Genomic DNA, 15367 nt, shown 5'->3' on the forward strand with positions numbered 1-15367 from the left:
TCTTTCAACGCAAAAATCAAAGCCTTCAGAGCATCCTCCAGAGGCGTTAGAGACATAAAATTCTTCCTATTCAGATTAAAAAATATCTATGCTTAGAGTATTACCCCTCAAGTTTTCGACTTGATCCGTTTATTTATATGATAGACAGTGCGTTAGGCGAAAATAAAAACAGGACAAACGAGAATAAATCTCATTTGTCCTGTGATGTCGGGATGACAGGATTTGAACCTGCGACCTTCCGCCCCCCAGACGGATGCGCTACCGGGCTGCGCTACATCCCGAACTTTGGAGGTGCAAATTTAAGAAAGATCGGGAAAAAATGAACAGATATCCGGCCTTTTTAAGAAAAAACGCTTAAATAAAACGAAGCACATCTGATATTCAGAATATTAACTTATTTTTGCGTAAATTACGTGTACCAATGGAGAATGAAAGTAACAATTCAATTGTAAAAGCCGGACTCATCCTTGCCCTTGCCATCGCCGGTTTTTTCGGATACCTGTATTTTAAAGAAAAGCAAACCGTGGATGATAAATCCAGGGAAATAGAACAAAAGACCGCTGAAATTATCCAAACCAACTTCCGGCTGGATTCGATAGCCCGGGAGCTCGATATTAAAATGAGCGAGCTTGCCGCCCTGGGCGGGCGCATCGATGAGCTCGAAGCCATTAAGATAGACCTGGAAAACGACAAACGGAATCTCATCCATACCAACTCGGTGAACATGGAGGAGTATAACGCCAAGATCAAAAATTACGAACGCCTGCTGCTTCAGAAAGAAGATGAGCTGAAAAAGCTCCGGGCCGATAATGTACGGCTTTCGGGTGAAAACCAGGAGCTCAACCGTACCAATGTGACCCTGAAAGACGCTAACGCCGAGCTTTCAAGGCAGAAAGATGCCCTCACCGATACCGTAAGCCACTATGCGGTTACCAACCGGGAGCTGAATGAAAAAGTGACCATCGGTGCGGCCCTCCGCCCGGTCAATTACCTGGTTACCGCCATTAACCGGCGGGGAAAAGAGCGTGACGGCGATGAGTTCAAATCGAAACGGGTAGACCGTATCAAGGTGACCTTCCGGCTGGCTGAGAACTCCCTCACCCAAAAAGAAAACAAAACCATTTATATGCGCCTGCTGGAGCCTACCGGCAATGTGATCTCCGATATGGCCCTGGGCTCGGGCACCTTCAATTTCGGGGGGAAAGAAACCGTTTATACAGCCAAGCAGGTTATCTTCTATACCAATACCGGGCAAACCGTGGATTTTGTCTATGACCGCGATAAAAAGTACGAGAAAGGCCAGTATAAGGTAGAATTGTATGCAGAGGGCTTCCGGGTGGGGCAGACCACCTTTGTGATCAAATAACCGTGGATTTCTTCAATGTCTGATCATCGTCATATATGCACATGATAGTATTCACTTTCATGTAAAGTTCTGCTCATAGGATAGGCGGGTTTAAGAGTGAAATTTTGTGGTACAGAAACAAACAGAAAGTATCATGAAACCGAAATTACTCGTCCTCCTTACCCTCGCTGGGATGTTCAATGTGGCCGTAGCGCAGACCTTCACCACCAAAACTACAGACATTAAAGTACAGGGAAACTCTACCATGCACAAATGGTCATCTACCGTTTCCCGCTCAGCATTTACCGGTAACATTGAAGTAAAAGACAACGCGGTAACCGCCATCAGCTCAGCGGTGCTGAAGGTGAATGCAAAAGATATCAAGAGCGACAAAGATTCTGACCAGATGGACTCCCGGACGTACAAGGCCCTGAACGCCGACCAGTTCCCGGTTATTACCTACGAGTTCGGTAAAACGAAATCGCTTACCCGGAAAGGAAATGATTTTGTGGCCGTAACCGACGGGAAGCTGACCATTGCCGGGGTAACTAAAAATACGACCATGACGGTTACGCTCACTCCACTGGCCAACGGCGACCTGAAAATCAAGGGTTCTGACAAAGTGCTGTTTACCAACCACGGTCTGAAGGCACCCTCTTTTGTGGCCGGTACCCTCAAGGTAGACAATGAAGTAGACGTGATCTTTGATCTTACTGTAAAAAAATAACTTAAAAATTCTGATAAAATGAAAAATGTATTACGCATAATGGTGCTGGGTATGGTGCCTATGCTTACCTTCGGACAGCAGCCTAAGATTTATAATCTGAGACCGTATGATAAAGAGGGCATCAACCAGTTTGAGCCTAAAAAAGAAGAATCGGAATTTAAAGGCGTTAAAGCTAAGCTGGGAGCGGGCTTTACGCAGCAGTTCCAGGCGCTGGATCACAAAAACGACGGTTCAGTAGAACTGTACCGCCTGGATCCGGGATTTGGCCTGGCCATGGCTAACCTTTACCTCGATGCCCAGCTGGCCGACGGTGTCCTGCTGAACCTCACCACCTACCTGTCTTCCAAGCACCACCAGGAAACCTGGGTAAAAGGAGGTTACCTGCAGATTGACAAGATCCCGTTTGAAGGCCAGCTGTGGGAAGACCTCTCTAAAATAATTACCATCAAAGCAGGGCACTTCGAGGTGAATTACGGCGATGCGCACTTCCGCAGAAACGACGGCGGCCATGCCCTCTACAACCCGTTTGGAGAGAACTATATCATGGATGCCTTTGCTACGGAGATTGCCGGTGAGGTTTATGCACAGAAAAACGGCCTCCTGGGGATGATCGGGGTTTCTAACGGTCTGATCAGCGGCGGGCACCAGGCTACCCTGAAACCCGGCAGCACGACTGAAACCTATAAAAGAAGCCCTTCTATCTACGCCAAGGCCGGTATAGACAAGAACCTGAATGAAGTTACCCGCGTGAGACTGACAGGCTCTGTATACGTTAACAACAACCAGGGAAGAAACACCATGTATGCGGGTGACCGTACAGGTAGCCAGTATTTCATGGCGATGGCTCCGGCCATAACCAGCGGCGCGGCTTCTACACCGGCTAACAACTTTGCTACCGGCAGGCTGAATCCTAATTTTGCCAACCAGTTTGCTGCATTCCAGCTGAACGGGCTGTTCAAATACAAAGGACTGGAATTCTTTGGTACCCTGGAAACTGCAAAAGGCAAGCTGCATACCGAGACCAAAAAACGGAAAGCCAACCAGTATGCTGCCGACCTGATCTACCGCTTCGGTAAAGACGAGAACCTCTTTGTAGGTGCCCGGATCAATACGGTAAACGGCCAGTTCCTGACCAGCAACAGCGCCGAGCAAAGCAGTGCAAGAACTTCACTGGCCGCCGGCTGGTTCATTCTTCCGAATGTGCTGATGAAAGGAGAGATAATGAAGCAGACCTACAGCGATTTCCCTACCGGAAACGTGCTCAGCGGCGGACAATTCAACGGATTTGTGATGGAGGCTGTAATAGGATTCTGATGAAGTGTGAATAATTAATCACCCGGGTTCTCGACTTCGCTCGAACTGACAAGTGGTAGCTCCATCTGTCAGTTCGAGCCTGCGCGGCCCGGCTTGACGAGAACCGGCTTGACAAGAACCGGATGTACCCGGGAACTACATTCCGTTAATAATTTTCCCGATATAAATTACCTCATTCCATGGCCCGTTTACTCCTGATCTTTCTTCTCTTCTTTACCGGCGGAAAAGATAAAGTGTATTACAGCATACAGGCCAGCAGCCGGGTTTCGCTGGACCTGAACACCAATCTTACCCGTGTGAGCTGTAAATGCCTGGATAACATGAGCTTTGCAACAGATCAGACGGCAGAATTTGCCGGTAATACCGGTGTGCTGCAATTTCACAATACGGCACTGAAGCTGGATGTGAAGATGATCAACTGCCGGAATAAAAATATCAATAACGACCTGAGAGAGACGTTGTCGGCCGACAAATACCCCCATATAGAGCTGGAGCTGGTGTCGGTCAATGCGCTCCACCAGATGAACGACCTCCCCCTGAATATACCGAAGTATTTTGATGCAGCCACTTACCTGACCATAGCCGGTAAAAAGCTTCCTCAAAAAATAAAAACCACGGTGATCAGAACCGACGCAGATACTTTCCGGATGTATGCTACCCAGAACATCTCCCTGGATGCATATAATATTGTACCGAAATCACCGGTGAAATTTATTAAAATACACGACACGGCTACTGTAACGGTAGACCTGCTGATTAAGTTAAAAGATAAAAGTTAAAAACTAAAAATTAAGGTGTACCAAAACTTTTAACTTTTAGTTTTTAGTTTTTCACTCATACCTGAGTATTCCGTGCGAAAGCCAGTTAGCCAGCGCCTGGCGGTTATCGGCAATCAACAGCCGTTTCCGGTCCTGTTCATTGGTGATGTTCCCGAGTTCAATATAAACAATAGGGGGTAGAGTCTGGTTAATCATCCAGAGCCCTCTTGATGACACACTCCCGTTATATTCACGGCCTTTCTGCTTGGCCTGGTATTTTTCCAGAAGGGTATCGCGCAGGTGGTAGGCCAGGTTTTTGCTCTCTGCCTTGTCCTGGTTGTAGTAGAAAAACACATCGATCTTCTGATCGGTCTGGCGCGAGTCTACGTGGGTCTCGATCACCCGCTGTGTGGTATAGCCCAAACGTTTGTTTTCTTCGTAGAGATTATTGATTACCCGGGTACGCTGCCTTAATCGTTCGCTCTGGTTGAGCGGGATCTTCAATCCGCCGTGCAACGTTTCATCCGTATCCATTTTCAGGTATTTGTCATCCCGGATACCGTCGTTTTCATCCTTGACAATCATATATACTTTGGCGCCGTGGGAGATCAGGTTACGGGCCAGCCGCAGGGTAATGTCGTAGGCGTATTCGTCTTCGGAGATCTTTTGGCCGTCTACCCGCGTTACGGCTCCGGGATCAGGCCCGCCATGCCCGCTGACCAGGTAGTAAACATGCCCTTTCAGGCTGCTGCTTACAATAGATACTGCGGAATATTTTTTACCGAAAATAGCGTAATTGACTACTTTTTTACCGGAATCCGGCACCTCCGGACCTACAAATGAGCTGAACAAACTAAACGACAGGAGTACTCCTGAAATAGTAAGATACTTTTTCATGCTGGTGTGATAATTAGGAAAGCAATTTTTTATAGCACGTAAGCGGGTTTCCCCAAATACAATACGAATTTATACACTTGAAAATTAAAAATCAACTAACTTTGCTCAAAAACACTAAAATATGTCGTTCTATAGGGCCTGTTGCCTCTTTTTCCTGGCCAATGTGGTAGTATTCTCTTCCTGTCGTAAAACCGAAAAAACGGAGGAAACGGAAGTTGCCGGGGAGGCTGTTAAAGTGGCTGTTCCTGCGTTTTCAGCCGATTCAGCCTATGCTTATATTGAGAAGCAGGTGAGTTTCGGGCCCCGCGTTCCGGGAAGCACGGCGCAGCAGAAATGTGCAGAATGGATGAGCGGGAAATTCCGGTCTTTCGGATACCAGGTAACAGAGCAGAAATTCAATGCCGTGCTGTATAACGGGAAGACCGTTCCCGGCATTAACCTGGTGGCAAGCTATAAGCCTGAAGCAACGAAACGTATCCTGCTGGCGGCTCACTGGGATTCGCGTCCTATATCAGACAAAGATCCGCATCAGAAAAACAAGGCTATTGACGGTGCCAACGACGGGGCCAGCGGGGTGGGCGTGCTGATGGAAATTGCCCGTAACCTGGCCCGGGATTCTGCAGAAGCAGGCGTAGATTTCGTTCTTTTTGATGTGGAAGACTGGGGTGCGCCGGAAGGCTATACAGGGGATGTATCGGAGCTGGCGAACGGCGGATGGTGCCTGGGCTCGGAATACTGGTCGAAAACACCCCATAAAGCAGGCTATTCTGCGTATTACGGGATACTCCTGGATATGGTGGGTGCGGCGGATGCCCGTTTCTACCATGAGCAATATTCCCTTCATTATGCACCCAGCATCATTTCTACGGTATGGAACGCGGCTTCCCAACTGGGATTCGGTCCGTATTTTCCCAATACACCGGGCGGAGGCATAACCGATGACCATGTACCGGTAAACGAGATTGCAAAAATCCCGATGATTGATATTATTGACTACCGGATAGACAGTACCGGCGGAAACTTCTTCCCGTATCATCATACTTTGGGAGATAACATGAGCGCTATAAATAAAAATACCCTGAAGGCAGTAGGACAAACGGTGATGCACGTGGTGTACCAGGAGAGCGAGTGAAAAGTGAATTGTTAAAAGCGAATAGTAGTGGGAATGGTGATCAGCCAGGTACCCGGAACGAATTATGAACAGGATAGTAAACCTCTTTACAGAGAAGAAAAAAGACATACTCAGCATATATTTTACGGCCGGTTTCCCCCGGCTTAATGACACCCGCAGCATCCTGGCTGCCCTGCAGGAGGCCGGAACAGACCTGGTGGAGATCGGTATGCCTTACTCCGATCCTGTGGCTGACGGTGAGACCATCCAGGCTTCTAACCAACGGGCCCTGGATAACGGCATGACCGTTGCCCGGCTTTTTCAACAGCTGCAGAACTTTCGTAACGAGGGTGTTACCCTGCCCGTTATCCTGATGGGCTATTTTAACCCCGTGTACCAGTACGGTGTGGAGGCATTTTGCCGGAAATGCCAGGAGCTGGGGATAGACGGTGTTATCCTCCCGGACCTGCCGCTTGACGAATACCTGGCCGGCTACAGCGGGATCTTTGAGCAATACGGTCTGCTCAATATCTTCCTTATCACCCCCCAGACATCTGATGAGCGGATTCGCCAGATCGACAATGCTTCTTCGGGTTTTATCTACATGGTTTCTTCGGCCAGCGTAACCGGCGCCACTTCGGGAGTCAACGCCAACATGGAAGCCTATTTTGAGCGGGTGAATAACCTGGGCCTGAAAAATCCACGCCTGGTAGGTTTCGGTATTAAGGACCGGGAGAGCTTTGAAAGATCGGCAAAGCATGCTTCAGGCGCTATTATCGGCAGCCAGTTTGTACGGGTGCTGGAAGCCGCTGAAAATGACCTGGAAAAAGGTATCCGTGAATTTGTAGGGCAGGTAAGGCCTGCTGGCCATTGACGATGGCATTTTGGGCCGGCTCGTTGGTCCGGTCTACCGTATTGTCACTCCCTGCGAGCTGTTAAACAGGCTCTTCTCCGTTTTACCGTAATGTTGCTCCTCCCGGGCCGGAAGCCGGCAAATGCACACAACAAAAGTACGGAAAATATAACCTTACGGTAAAACAAAATCATCCGCTAAAGTCCCTTAGGGACGATCCTTTGATAGCCTTTTCGGGCAACCGTTCCAATTACGGCACGTAATTTGTCATTGAACATGTGTACTCAACGTATGCTGTTCACCCCGATGTGCGGCCTCGTGCAGTCCCGAATAGGGAAATGGGATACGAAGAGTTAGTTAATTATCTGTAAACTAGTATATTATTGTCAAAATTTATACGATGATGCTTACCTTCCGGAAATCACTTCAATGGATAAGTAAAGGCTTTTGCCTTATTTTTTCCCCTTTAATTTTTGTTTCCCATCTCAATTTTAAAGCCTGCTTAGGTGTAATGAAAAATATTTTTACACGAACATGGAGTGCCTTATTACCTGTAAAAGACAAAATTTTTAAAATAATCCTGTTAAACATTTTTATCATGAGAAAATATATTTCATGTATCGCATCGGCCAGGCTGCAGCATGTTTTTGCGCTCCTGTTGATGCTTTTAAGTGGCTCTTCCCTGTTTGCACAGCAAATAAGCGGCCTTTCTCAATTTATGAAGTATAGTAGTCAACAGGAAGAAAAGCGGGTAGTTGATTTCAGTTCGCCTTTTTCCTATGCTTTGGGAGAAAATGTCAGCTGGGAGCTTAAGGATGAAAACGGATCGCTTATTCTTGGTAAAAAAGGGGATGTAAGCCCATATGTTTTCAGCAAGCCGGGAAATTATACGCTGTATATCCACGAAGAGATTAATCATGATCCCGGCACATGCGATCATACCCATTTCCCGGAAAAGGTGACCATAGAAGTAAGACCTGTAAAGGTAGATTTTGACTTTTCTACTATCCGGTTTTCGAAAGAGATAACAGGCGACCGGCCGGCCAACGGCATTACCGTTAGCGTAAACGTGAATTACACATCGTACGACAACAGTACAGCCGTATACAACCAGGGCTTTGGTAGCTTTGGCGTAGGTTCTACGATCACCGGAAAGGTAAAAAACGGAGAAACCACCCTTAAGCCAGGCGTAAATACCCTTGAATTTGTACTCGAAGGCCAGGCCGAAGCAGGAAATAACATCCAGCTGAACTTTATGGATTTTAACGGAGAAGTGCAGCCCTATACCTTAACGCCTAAAATACAATAAGCATGAGAAATTTTATACACTACTTTAGAGCAATAGTATTCCTGTTTTTTGTGGCAGGAGTAACACAGGGAGTAAAGGCGCAGAATTGTGCAACGGGCGATTGTATCACCAACACCTACATTTACAGTACAGATCCCGCTAAGATAGAATACGACAATATTGTAGGGGTTTTCCACTCCAGCATGATCCGGGAGGCGAACGGTACGGTAAAGGTATGGGGACAAGGGACAGCGCAGAACGGTACCGGCCAATCGGGTAACATCCTCACCACCACCGATCCTGCCGGAGTGCTAAGTGGCGATAACTTTGGTTCCGGAACGAATAAACTCACCGGTAAAGTCCTGAAATTTACAGGAGCCAGTAGCTCGAATAATCAGCAGTTCGCAGTGTTAACAGCCAGCGGATTGTATGTGTGGGGGGACGCCGGTATTTTAGTTCCTAACGTTTCCAATGTGTCGGGTGGAAGTTTCAGAAAAGTAGCTATCGGAACTTACGGAGGTTCCGGGACGAAAGCAGACGGGCTACCTACCGGCGTTAGCCCGGAAGATGTGAAAATGCTATTTGGTACCCGTGAGGGCTTGGCCATCGTCACCTGTACAGGACAAGCATGGGTACTTACCGTAAACGGTGTAGCTTATGGAGACGGCGCAACAGATAATAGTACAAATGACCTTCTCTGGCACCGGGTAAGCACGGGGGCTAATACGCCCTTAGAGAATGTGGTAGCTGTAAGAGGTACGTACCAGACTTTTATGGCACTTACCTCAGACGGTACTATTTATACCTGGGGAGCGGGTACAAGGATAAACAGCGGGGGGGCAGAAAACAGAACCTATGCCAAGGAAATCACGAAACCGGCAGGTGTTACCCCGAAAATGATCGGGATGACAGCTTCAAGCGAAGGAAAGACCTACTACCTTTTGTCGACAGACGGAAAAGTCTTCGCCATGGGAGAAAATAATTACGGACAGTTGGGTAACAGTAATACCACTGATTCCAATGTCTGGGGTCAGGTAACGGCCAGTACAACGGTGGGCAGTACTACTTACACCATAGGCAGCAATGTAGTATGGATTAGCCCTATGGAGCATGACAGGGGTACTCAGATAGCGAATAATGCGGCAATCAGTGTTATTACCAACGATGGTAAAGTCTGGTCCTGGGGAGGGAACTCTTATGGTATGTTGGGTCTTCCCGAATCCACCTCAAGTGCTATTACTTCTCCATTATTAATGCCGGGCAGAAACACCAGCTCTACCTATGATAATACCAAATTAAATCTGTCAGATTTCATCATGGCCGTGGAAACCGGAGGCCATACCACGCTGCTGATCAAGCAGTGCAGTAAGAAATTTGGCTATGTGGGGCATAGGATACGCGGTAGTATGGCCGACGGCACCACGGTAGATGCGCAGGAGGCCATATACAATTTTGGTCAGACAGGAGATGTGGTGATATGTGGTGCACCTACCTCACCGGGAGTTGTAGATTTGCAGATATGTCCTACCACTACAGCCAATCTCAATGATGCTATTAAGAGTCCTACTCCGACAGGGTTTTATCTGGAATGGTGGAGTACAGCCAACAGGCAAAACGGTACGCAACTCTCTGATACAGATATTTTAACCGTAGGAACAGGTACGTATTATGCATTTTATGTGGCCAGAACGGGTCCATGTGAGAGTCCGGCCTATTCGGAAGTAAAAGTAACGGAGAAAGTATGTATTGAAGCCAATGACGATACGTACGGCCCCTATAACGGGATAACCGGTGGCACCACAGGCAGTGTATTGGTGAACGATACGTTTAAAGGTCAGCCGGTAAATCCATCGGAGATCAACCTGACACCGGGTACACCCAGCTATTCGGGTCTGGTGATGAATGCAGACGGAACGATTACAGTACCACCGGGTACACCGGCAGGTACCTATACCTATCCGTACACCATTTGTTTGAAAATACGACCTACCCATTGTGATGATGCGGTAGCTACCATAACCGTTTATACGCCGGCCATAAGCCTGGTGAAAACGGCCTCAACAGGCACTTACGGTGTGGGTTCTGTGGTCACCTACAGCTTTAAGGTGAAAAACACGGGCAACGTAACATTAAATAATGTAACGGTTACTGACCCGTTACCGGGCCTGAGCGCTATTACTCCTGCTTCCGTAGCCAGCCTGGCACCGGGTGCTGAAACGACCTTCACGGCAACCTATACGGTTAAGCAGGCCGATGTGGATAATGGTAAAATCGACAATACAGCGACGACGAAAGGTACGCCTCCGGGCGGCTCGGATGTAACGGATACCGATAATGAGACGGTTCCATTGACCCGTACACCGGGTATTGACCTGGTAAAAACGGCTCCGACCGGTACATACGGTGTGGGCTCTGTGATCACCTATAGCTTTAAAGTGAAGAACACCGGTAATGTGACGCTGACGAATGTTACAGTTACTGACCCGCTACCGGGTTTGGGAACAATAACTCCAGCTTCCGTATCCAACCTGGCTCCGAATGCAGAGACAACGTTCACCGCACCTTATACGGTAACGCAGGCGGATGTGAATACCGGTAGCATTCATAATACAGCAACCACGAAAGGTACACCTCCTGGTGGCGGCTCGGATGTAACGGATACGGATGATGAGACAGTACCGTTAACCCAGACTCCGAAGATTGATCTGACCAAGACCGCTTCGGCTGGCCCTCACAGTGTAGGAAGTACGATCACGTATACCTTTAAAGTGAAGAATACGGGTAATGTGACGCTGACGAATGTTACAGTGACTGACCCGCTACCGGGTTTGGGAACAATAACTCCAGCTTCCGTATCCAGCCTGGCTCCGAATGCAGAGACAACGTTCACCGCACCTTATACGGTAACGCAGGCGGATGTGAATACCGGTAGCATTCATAATACAGCAACGACCAAAGGTACACCTCCTGGTGGCGGCTCGGATGTAACGGATACGGATGATGAGACAGTACCGTTAACCCAGACTCCGGGCATTAACCTGGTGAAAACAGCCTCAACAGGTACGTATGGTGTAGGCGATGTGATTACCTATAGCTTCAAAGTGAAGAACACCGGTAATGTAACGCTGAGCAATGTAACGGTAAGTGACCCACTACCAGGCCTGAGCGCTATTGCTCCTGCGTCTGTAGCTAGTTTGGCTCCGGGTGCAGAAACGACCTTCACAGCTACTTATGTAGTTAAGCAGTCGGATGTGAACAATGGTAAGATCGACAATACAGCGACGACCAAAGGTACACCTCCTGGTGGCGGCTCGGATGTAACGGATACAGACGATGAGACGGTTCCGTTAACCCAGACACCGGGCATTAACCTGGTGAAAACGGCCTCAACAGGTACGTACAGCGTAGGCGATGTGATTACCTATAGCTTCAAAGTGAAGAACACCGGTAATGTAACGCTCAGCAATATAACGGTAAGTGATCCGCTATCAGGTTTGAGCGCTATTGCTCCTGCGTCAGTAGCTAGTTTGACTCCGGGTGCAGAGACGACCTTCACAGCTACTTACGTAGTTAAACAGTCGGATGTGAACAACGGTAAGATCGATAATACAGCAACCACGAAAGGTACACCTCCTGGTGGCGGCTCGGATGTAACGGATACCGATAATGAGACGGTTCCATTGACCCGTACACCGGGTATTGACCTGGTAAAAACGGCTCCGACCGGTACATACGGTGTGGGCTCTGTGATCACGTATAGCTTTAAAGTGAAGAACACGGGTAATGTAACGCTGACGAATGTTACAGTTACTGACCCTCTACCTGGACTGGGAACAATAACTCCAGCTTCCGTATCCAGCCTGGCTCCGAATGCAGAGACAACCTTCACCGCACCTTATACGGTAACACAAGCAGATGTGAATACCGGTAGCGTCCATAATACAGCGACAACGAAAGGTACACCTCCTGGCGGCGGCTCGGATGTAACGGATACGGATGATGAGACAGTACCATTAACCCAGTCTCCGAAGATTGATCTGACGAAGACCGCTTCGGCTGGCCCTCACAGTGTAGGAAGTACGATCACGTATACCTTTAAAGTGAAGAACACGGGTAATGTGACGCTGACGAATGTTACAGTGACTGACCCGCTACCTGGACTGGGAACAATAACTCCAGCTTCAGTAGCCAGTCTGGCTCCGAATGCAGAGACAACCTTCACCGCACCTTATACGGTAACACAAGCAGATGTGAATACCGGTAGCGTCCATAATACAGCGACAACGAAAGGTACACCTCCTGGCGGCGGCTCGGATGTAACGGATACGGATGATGAGACAGTACCATTAACCCAGTCTCCGAAGATTGATCTGACGAAGACCGCTTCGGCTGGCCCTCACAGTGTAGGAAGTACGATCACGTATACCTTTAAAGTGAAGAACACGGGTAATGTGACGCTGACGAATGTGACAGTGACTGACCCACTACCCGGTCTGAGTGCTATCACTCCGGCTTCCGTAGCGAGTCTGGCTCCGGGTGCAGAGACGACCTTCACGGCTACTTATATTGTTAAGCAGTCTGATGTAAATAACGGTAAGATTGATAATACGGCTACCACTAAAGGTACACCTCCGACTGGAACCGATGTGACTGATACAGATGATGAGACGGTACCGTTAACCCAAACACCGGGCATTAACCTGGTGAAAACAGCCTCAACAGGCACGTACGGTGTAGGCGATGTGATTACCTATAGCTTCAAAGTGAAGAACACCGGTAATGTAACGCTGAGCAATGTAACGGTAAGTGACCCACTACCAGGTCTGAGCGCTATTGCTCCTGCCTCTGTAGCGAGTCTGGCTCCGGGTGGAGAAACGACCTTCACAGCTACTTATGTGGTTAAGCAGTCGGATGTGAACAATGGTAAGATCGACAATACAGCGACGACCAAAGGCACACCTCCTGGTGGCGGCTCGGATGTAACGGATACGGATGATGAGACGGTACCGTTAACCCAAACACCGGGCATTAACCTGGTGAAAACAGCCTCAACAGGCACGTATGGTGTAGGCGATGTAATCACCTACAGCTTCAAAGTGAAGAACACGGGTAATGTGACGCTGACGAATGTAACGGTAACTGACCCGCTACCCGGTCTGAGTGCAATCACTCCGGCCTCAGTAGCAAGTCTGGCACCGGGTGCAGAAACGACCTTCACGGCTACTTACGTTGTTAAGCAGACCGATGTAAATAACGGTAAGATTGATAACACGGCGACTACCAAAGGTACACCGCCTACAGGAACCGATGTAACCGATACAGATGATGAGACCGTACCGTTTACCCAGTCTCCGAAGATTGATCTGACCAAGACCGCTTCAGCTGGCCCTCACACGGTAGGAAGTGTAATTACCTATAGCTTCAAAGTAAAGAATACCGGTAACGTAACATTGACGAACGTAACGGTTACTGACCCACTACCGGGCCTGGGAGCAATCACTCCAGCCTCAGTAGCGAGCCTTGCTCCTGGTGCTGAGACAATCTTCACCGCGAGCTACACAGTAACGCAAGCAGATGTGAACAACGGCAAAGTACACAATACAGCCACGGCTAAAGGTACACCGCCAACAGGAGATGACGTGAAAGATGATGACGACGAAGACGTACCATTTACGCAATCTCCGAAGATTGATCTGACTAAGACCGCTTCAGCAGGCCCTCACAGTGTAGGAAGTACGGTCACTTACACTTTCAAAGTGAAGAACACTGGTAACGTGACCCTGACAAATGTAACGGTGACTGACCCGCTACCCGGTCTGAGTGCAATTACTCCAGCCTCTGTAGCAAGTCTTGCTCCAGGTGCAGAGACGACCTTCACGGCTACTTACGTTGTTAAGCAGTCTGATGTAAATAACGGTAAGATTGATAATACGGCTACCACTAAAGGTACACCTCCGACTGGAACCGATGTGACTGATACAGATGATGAGACGGTACCGTTTACGCAGTCTCCTAAGATTGACCTGACCAAGACCGCTTCAGCTGGCCCTCACACCGTGGGCAGTACGATCACGTATACCTTTAAAGTGAAGAATACAGGTAATGTGACGCTGACTAACGTTACAGTGACTGACCCGCTACCCGGTTTGAGTGCAATAACTCCAGCTTCCGTAGCGAGTCTGGCTCCGGGTGCAGAGACGACCTTCACGGCTACTTATATTGTTAAGCAGTCTGATGTAAATAACGGTAAGATTGATAATACGGCTACCACTAAAGGTACACCTCCTACAGGAACCGATGTGACCGATACGGATGATGAGACCGTACCATTTACCCAGTCTCCGAAGATCGATCTGACGAAGACCGCTTCGGCTGGTCCTCACAGTGTAGGCAGCACGATCACGTATACTTTCAAAGTGAAGAACACCGGTAATGTGACGCTGACTAACGTAACGGTTACTGACCCGCTACCGGGCCTGGGAGCAATCACTCCAGCCTCAGTAGCGAGCCTTGCTCCTGGTGCTGAGACAATCTTCACCGCGAGCTACACAGTAACGCAAGCAGATGTGAACAACGGCAAAGTACACAATACAGCCACGGCTAAAGGTACACCGCCAACAGGAGATGACGTGAAAGATGACGACGACGAAGACGTACCGTTTACACAGTCTCCTAAGATCGATCTGACCAAGACCGCTTCGGCTGGTCCTCACACCGTAGGTTCAGTGATCACGTATAGCTTCAAAGTGAAGAACACCGGTAATGTGACGCTGACTAACGTAACGGTTACTGACCCACTACCGGGCCTGGGAGCTATCACTCCAGCCTCAGTAGCGAGTCTGGCACCGGGTGCTGAGACAACCTTCACAGCCAGCTACACGGTAACACAGTCCGATGTGAACAACGGCAAAGTACACAATACAGCCACGGCTAAAGGTACGCCGCCTACAGGAGATGACGTGAAAGATACCGACGAGGAAGACGTACCGTTTACTGCGGCGCCATCCATTGATCTTGTGAAGACAGCATCGGCTGGCCCTCACGCGGTGGGAAGTGTGATCACCTATAGCTTCA

At 48.7% G+C, this 15367-nt stretch carries 9 protein-coding genes and 1 tRNA gene; 8 read left to right on the top strand and 2 right to left on the bottom strand.

The annotated features are described in order from the left end of the window. Window positions 1-207: 207 nt before the first annotated feature. Window positions 208-281 (bottom strand) — tRNA-Pro (locus AB2U10_RS18790). 140 nt (window positions 282-421) lie between these two features. Here AB2U10_RS18790 and AB2U10_RS18795 point away from each other — a divergent pair. From AB2U10_RS18795 to AB2U10_RS18810, 4 genes are all read left to right on the top strand, one after another. Continuing rightward, the gene (locus AB2U10_RS18795) at window positions 422-1366 is read left to right on the top strand and encodes a DUF8428 domain-containing protein (RefSeq protein WP_367916626.1); all 945 of its coding nucleotides are present in this window, start codon (window positions 422-424) and stop codon (window positions 1364-1366) included. A 133-nt stretch (window positions 1367-1499) separates the two neighbouring features. Further along, the gene (locus AB2U10_RS18800) at window positions 1500-2072 is read left to right on the top strand and encodes a YceI family protein (protein WP_367916627.1); all 573 of its coding nucleotides are present in this window, start codon (window positions 1500-1502) and stop codon (window positions 2070-2072) included. Between the two features lie 18 nt (window positions 2073-2090). Continuing rightward, entirely contained in the window at window positions 2091-3386 is a 1296-nt protein-coding gene (locus AB2U10_RS18805; RefSeq protein WP_367916628.1) for a hypothetical protein, read from the top strand. A 179-nt stretch (window positions 3387-3565) separates the two neighbouring features. Then, window positions 3566-4165, top strand: a complete 600-nt coding sequence (locus tag AB2U10_RS18810; protein ID WP_367916629.1) for a YceI family protein — start codon at window positions 3566-3568, stop codon at window positions 4163-4165. A gap of 51 nt (window positions 4166-4216) precedes the next feature. On the opposite strand, the gene AB2U10_RS18815 is transcribed toward AB2U10_RS18810, so the two are convergent. Then, window positions 4217-5041, bottom strand: coding sequence for an N-acetylmuramoyl-L-alanine amidase family protein (locus AB2U10_RS18815; protein ID WP_367916630.1), 825 nt, complete (start codon window positions 5039-5041; stop codon window positions 4217-4219). A gap of 121 nt (window positions 5042-5162) precedes the next feature. On the opposite strand from AB2U10_RS18815, the gene AB2U10_RS18820 reads away from it, so the two are divergent. The 4 genes from AB2U10_RS18820 to AB2U10_RS18835 form a co-directional block, all read left to right on the top strand. Then, entirely contained in the window at window positions 5163-6173 is a 1011-nt protein-coding gene (locus AB2U10_RS18820) for a M28 family peptidase (protein ID WP_367916631.1), read from the top strand. 64 nt (window positions 6174-6237) lie between these two features. Next, window positions 6238-7026: a tryptophan synthase subunit alpha gene (gene trpA / locus AB2U10_RS18825; protein ID WP_367916632.1), complete on the top strand. Its 789-nt coding sequence runs from the start codon at window positions 6238-6240 to the stop codon at window positions 7024-7026. A gap of 577 nt (window positions 7027-7603) precedes the next feature. Next, window positions 7604-8314 carry a hypothetical protein gene (locus AB2U10_RS18830; RefSeq protein WP_367916633.1) on the top strand — a complete coding sequence of 237 codons (711 nt, stop codon included), beginning with the start codon at window positions 7604-7606 and terminating at the stop codon, window positions 8312-8314. Window positions 8315-8316: 2 nt separating this feature from the next. Further along, a partial coding sequence (locus AB2U10_RS18835; RefSeq protein ID WP_493820767.1) for a CLIPPER-2 domain-containing protein occupies window positions 8317-15367 on the top strand: 7051 nt, incomplete at its 3' end.

The sequence above is a fragment of the Leadbetterella sp. DM7 genome, assembly GCF_040829825.2.
In the GTDB taxonomy this organism is placed as follows: Bacteria; Bacteroidota; Bacteroidia; order Cytophagales; family Spirosomataceae; genus Leadbetterella.

Excerpts from the sequence above, each read along its gene's own strand:
- AB2U10_RS18815 (WP_367916630.1), bottom strand. The coding sequence starts at position 5,041 with ATGAAAAAGTATCTTACTATTTCAGGAGTACTCCTGTCGTTTAGTTTG.
- trpA (WP_367916632.1), top strand. The coding sequence starts at position 6,238 with ATGAACAGGATAGTAAACCTCTTTACAGAGAAGAAAAAAGACATACTC.
- AB2U10_RS18820 (WP_367916631.1), top strand. The coding sequence starts at position 5,163 with ATGTCGTTCTATAGGGCCTGTTGCCTCTTTTTCCTGGCCAATGTGGTA.
- AB2U10_RS18830 (WP_367916633.1), top strand. The coding sequence starts at position 7,604 with ATGAGAAAATATATTTCATGTATCGCATCGGCCAGGCTGCAGCATGTT.
- AB2U10_RS18810 (WP_367916629.1), top strand. The coding sequence starts at position 3,566 with ATGGCCCGTTTACTCCTGATCTTTCTTCTCTTCTTTACCGGCGGAAAA.
- AB2U10_RS18800 (WP_367916627.1), top strand. The coding sequence starts at position 1,500 with ATGAAACCGAAATTACTCGTCCTCCTTACCCTCGCTGGGATGTTCAAT.
- AB2U10_RS18795 (WP_367916626.1), top strand. The coding sequence starts at position 422 with ATGGAGAATGAAAGTAACAATTCAATTGTAAAAGCCGGACTCATCCTT.
- AB2U10_RS18805 (WP_367916628.1), top strand. The coding sequence starts at position 2,091 with ATGAAAAATGTATTACGCATAATGGTGCTGGGTATGGTGCCTATGCTT.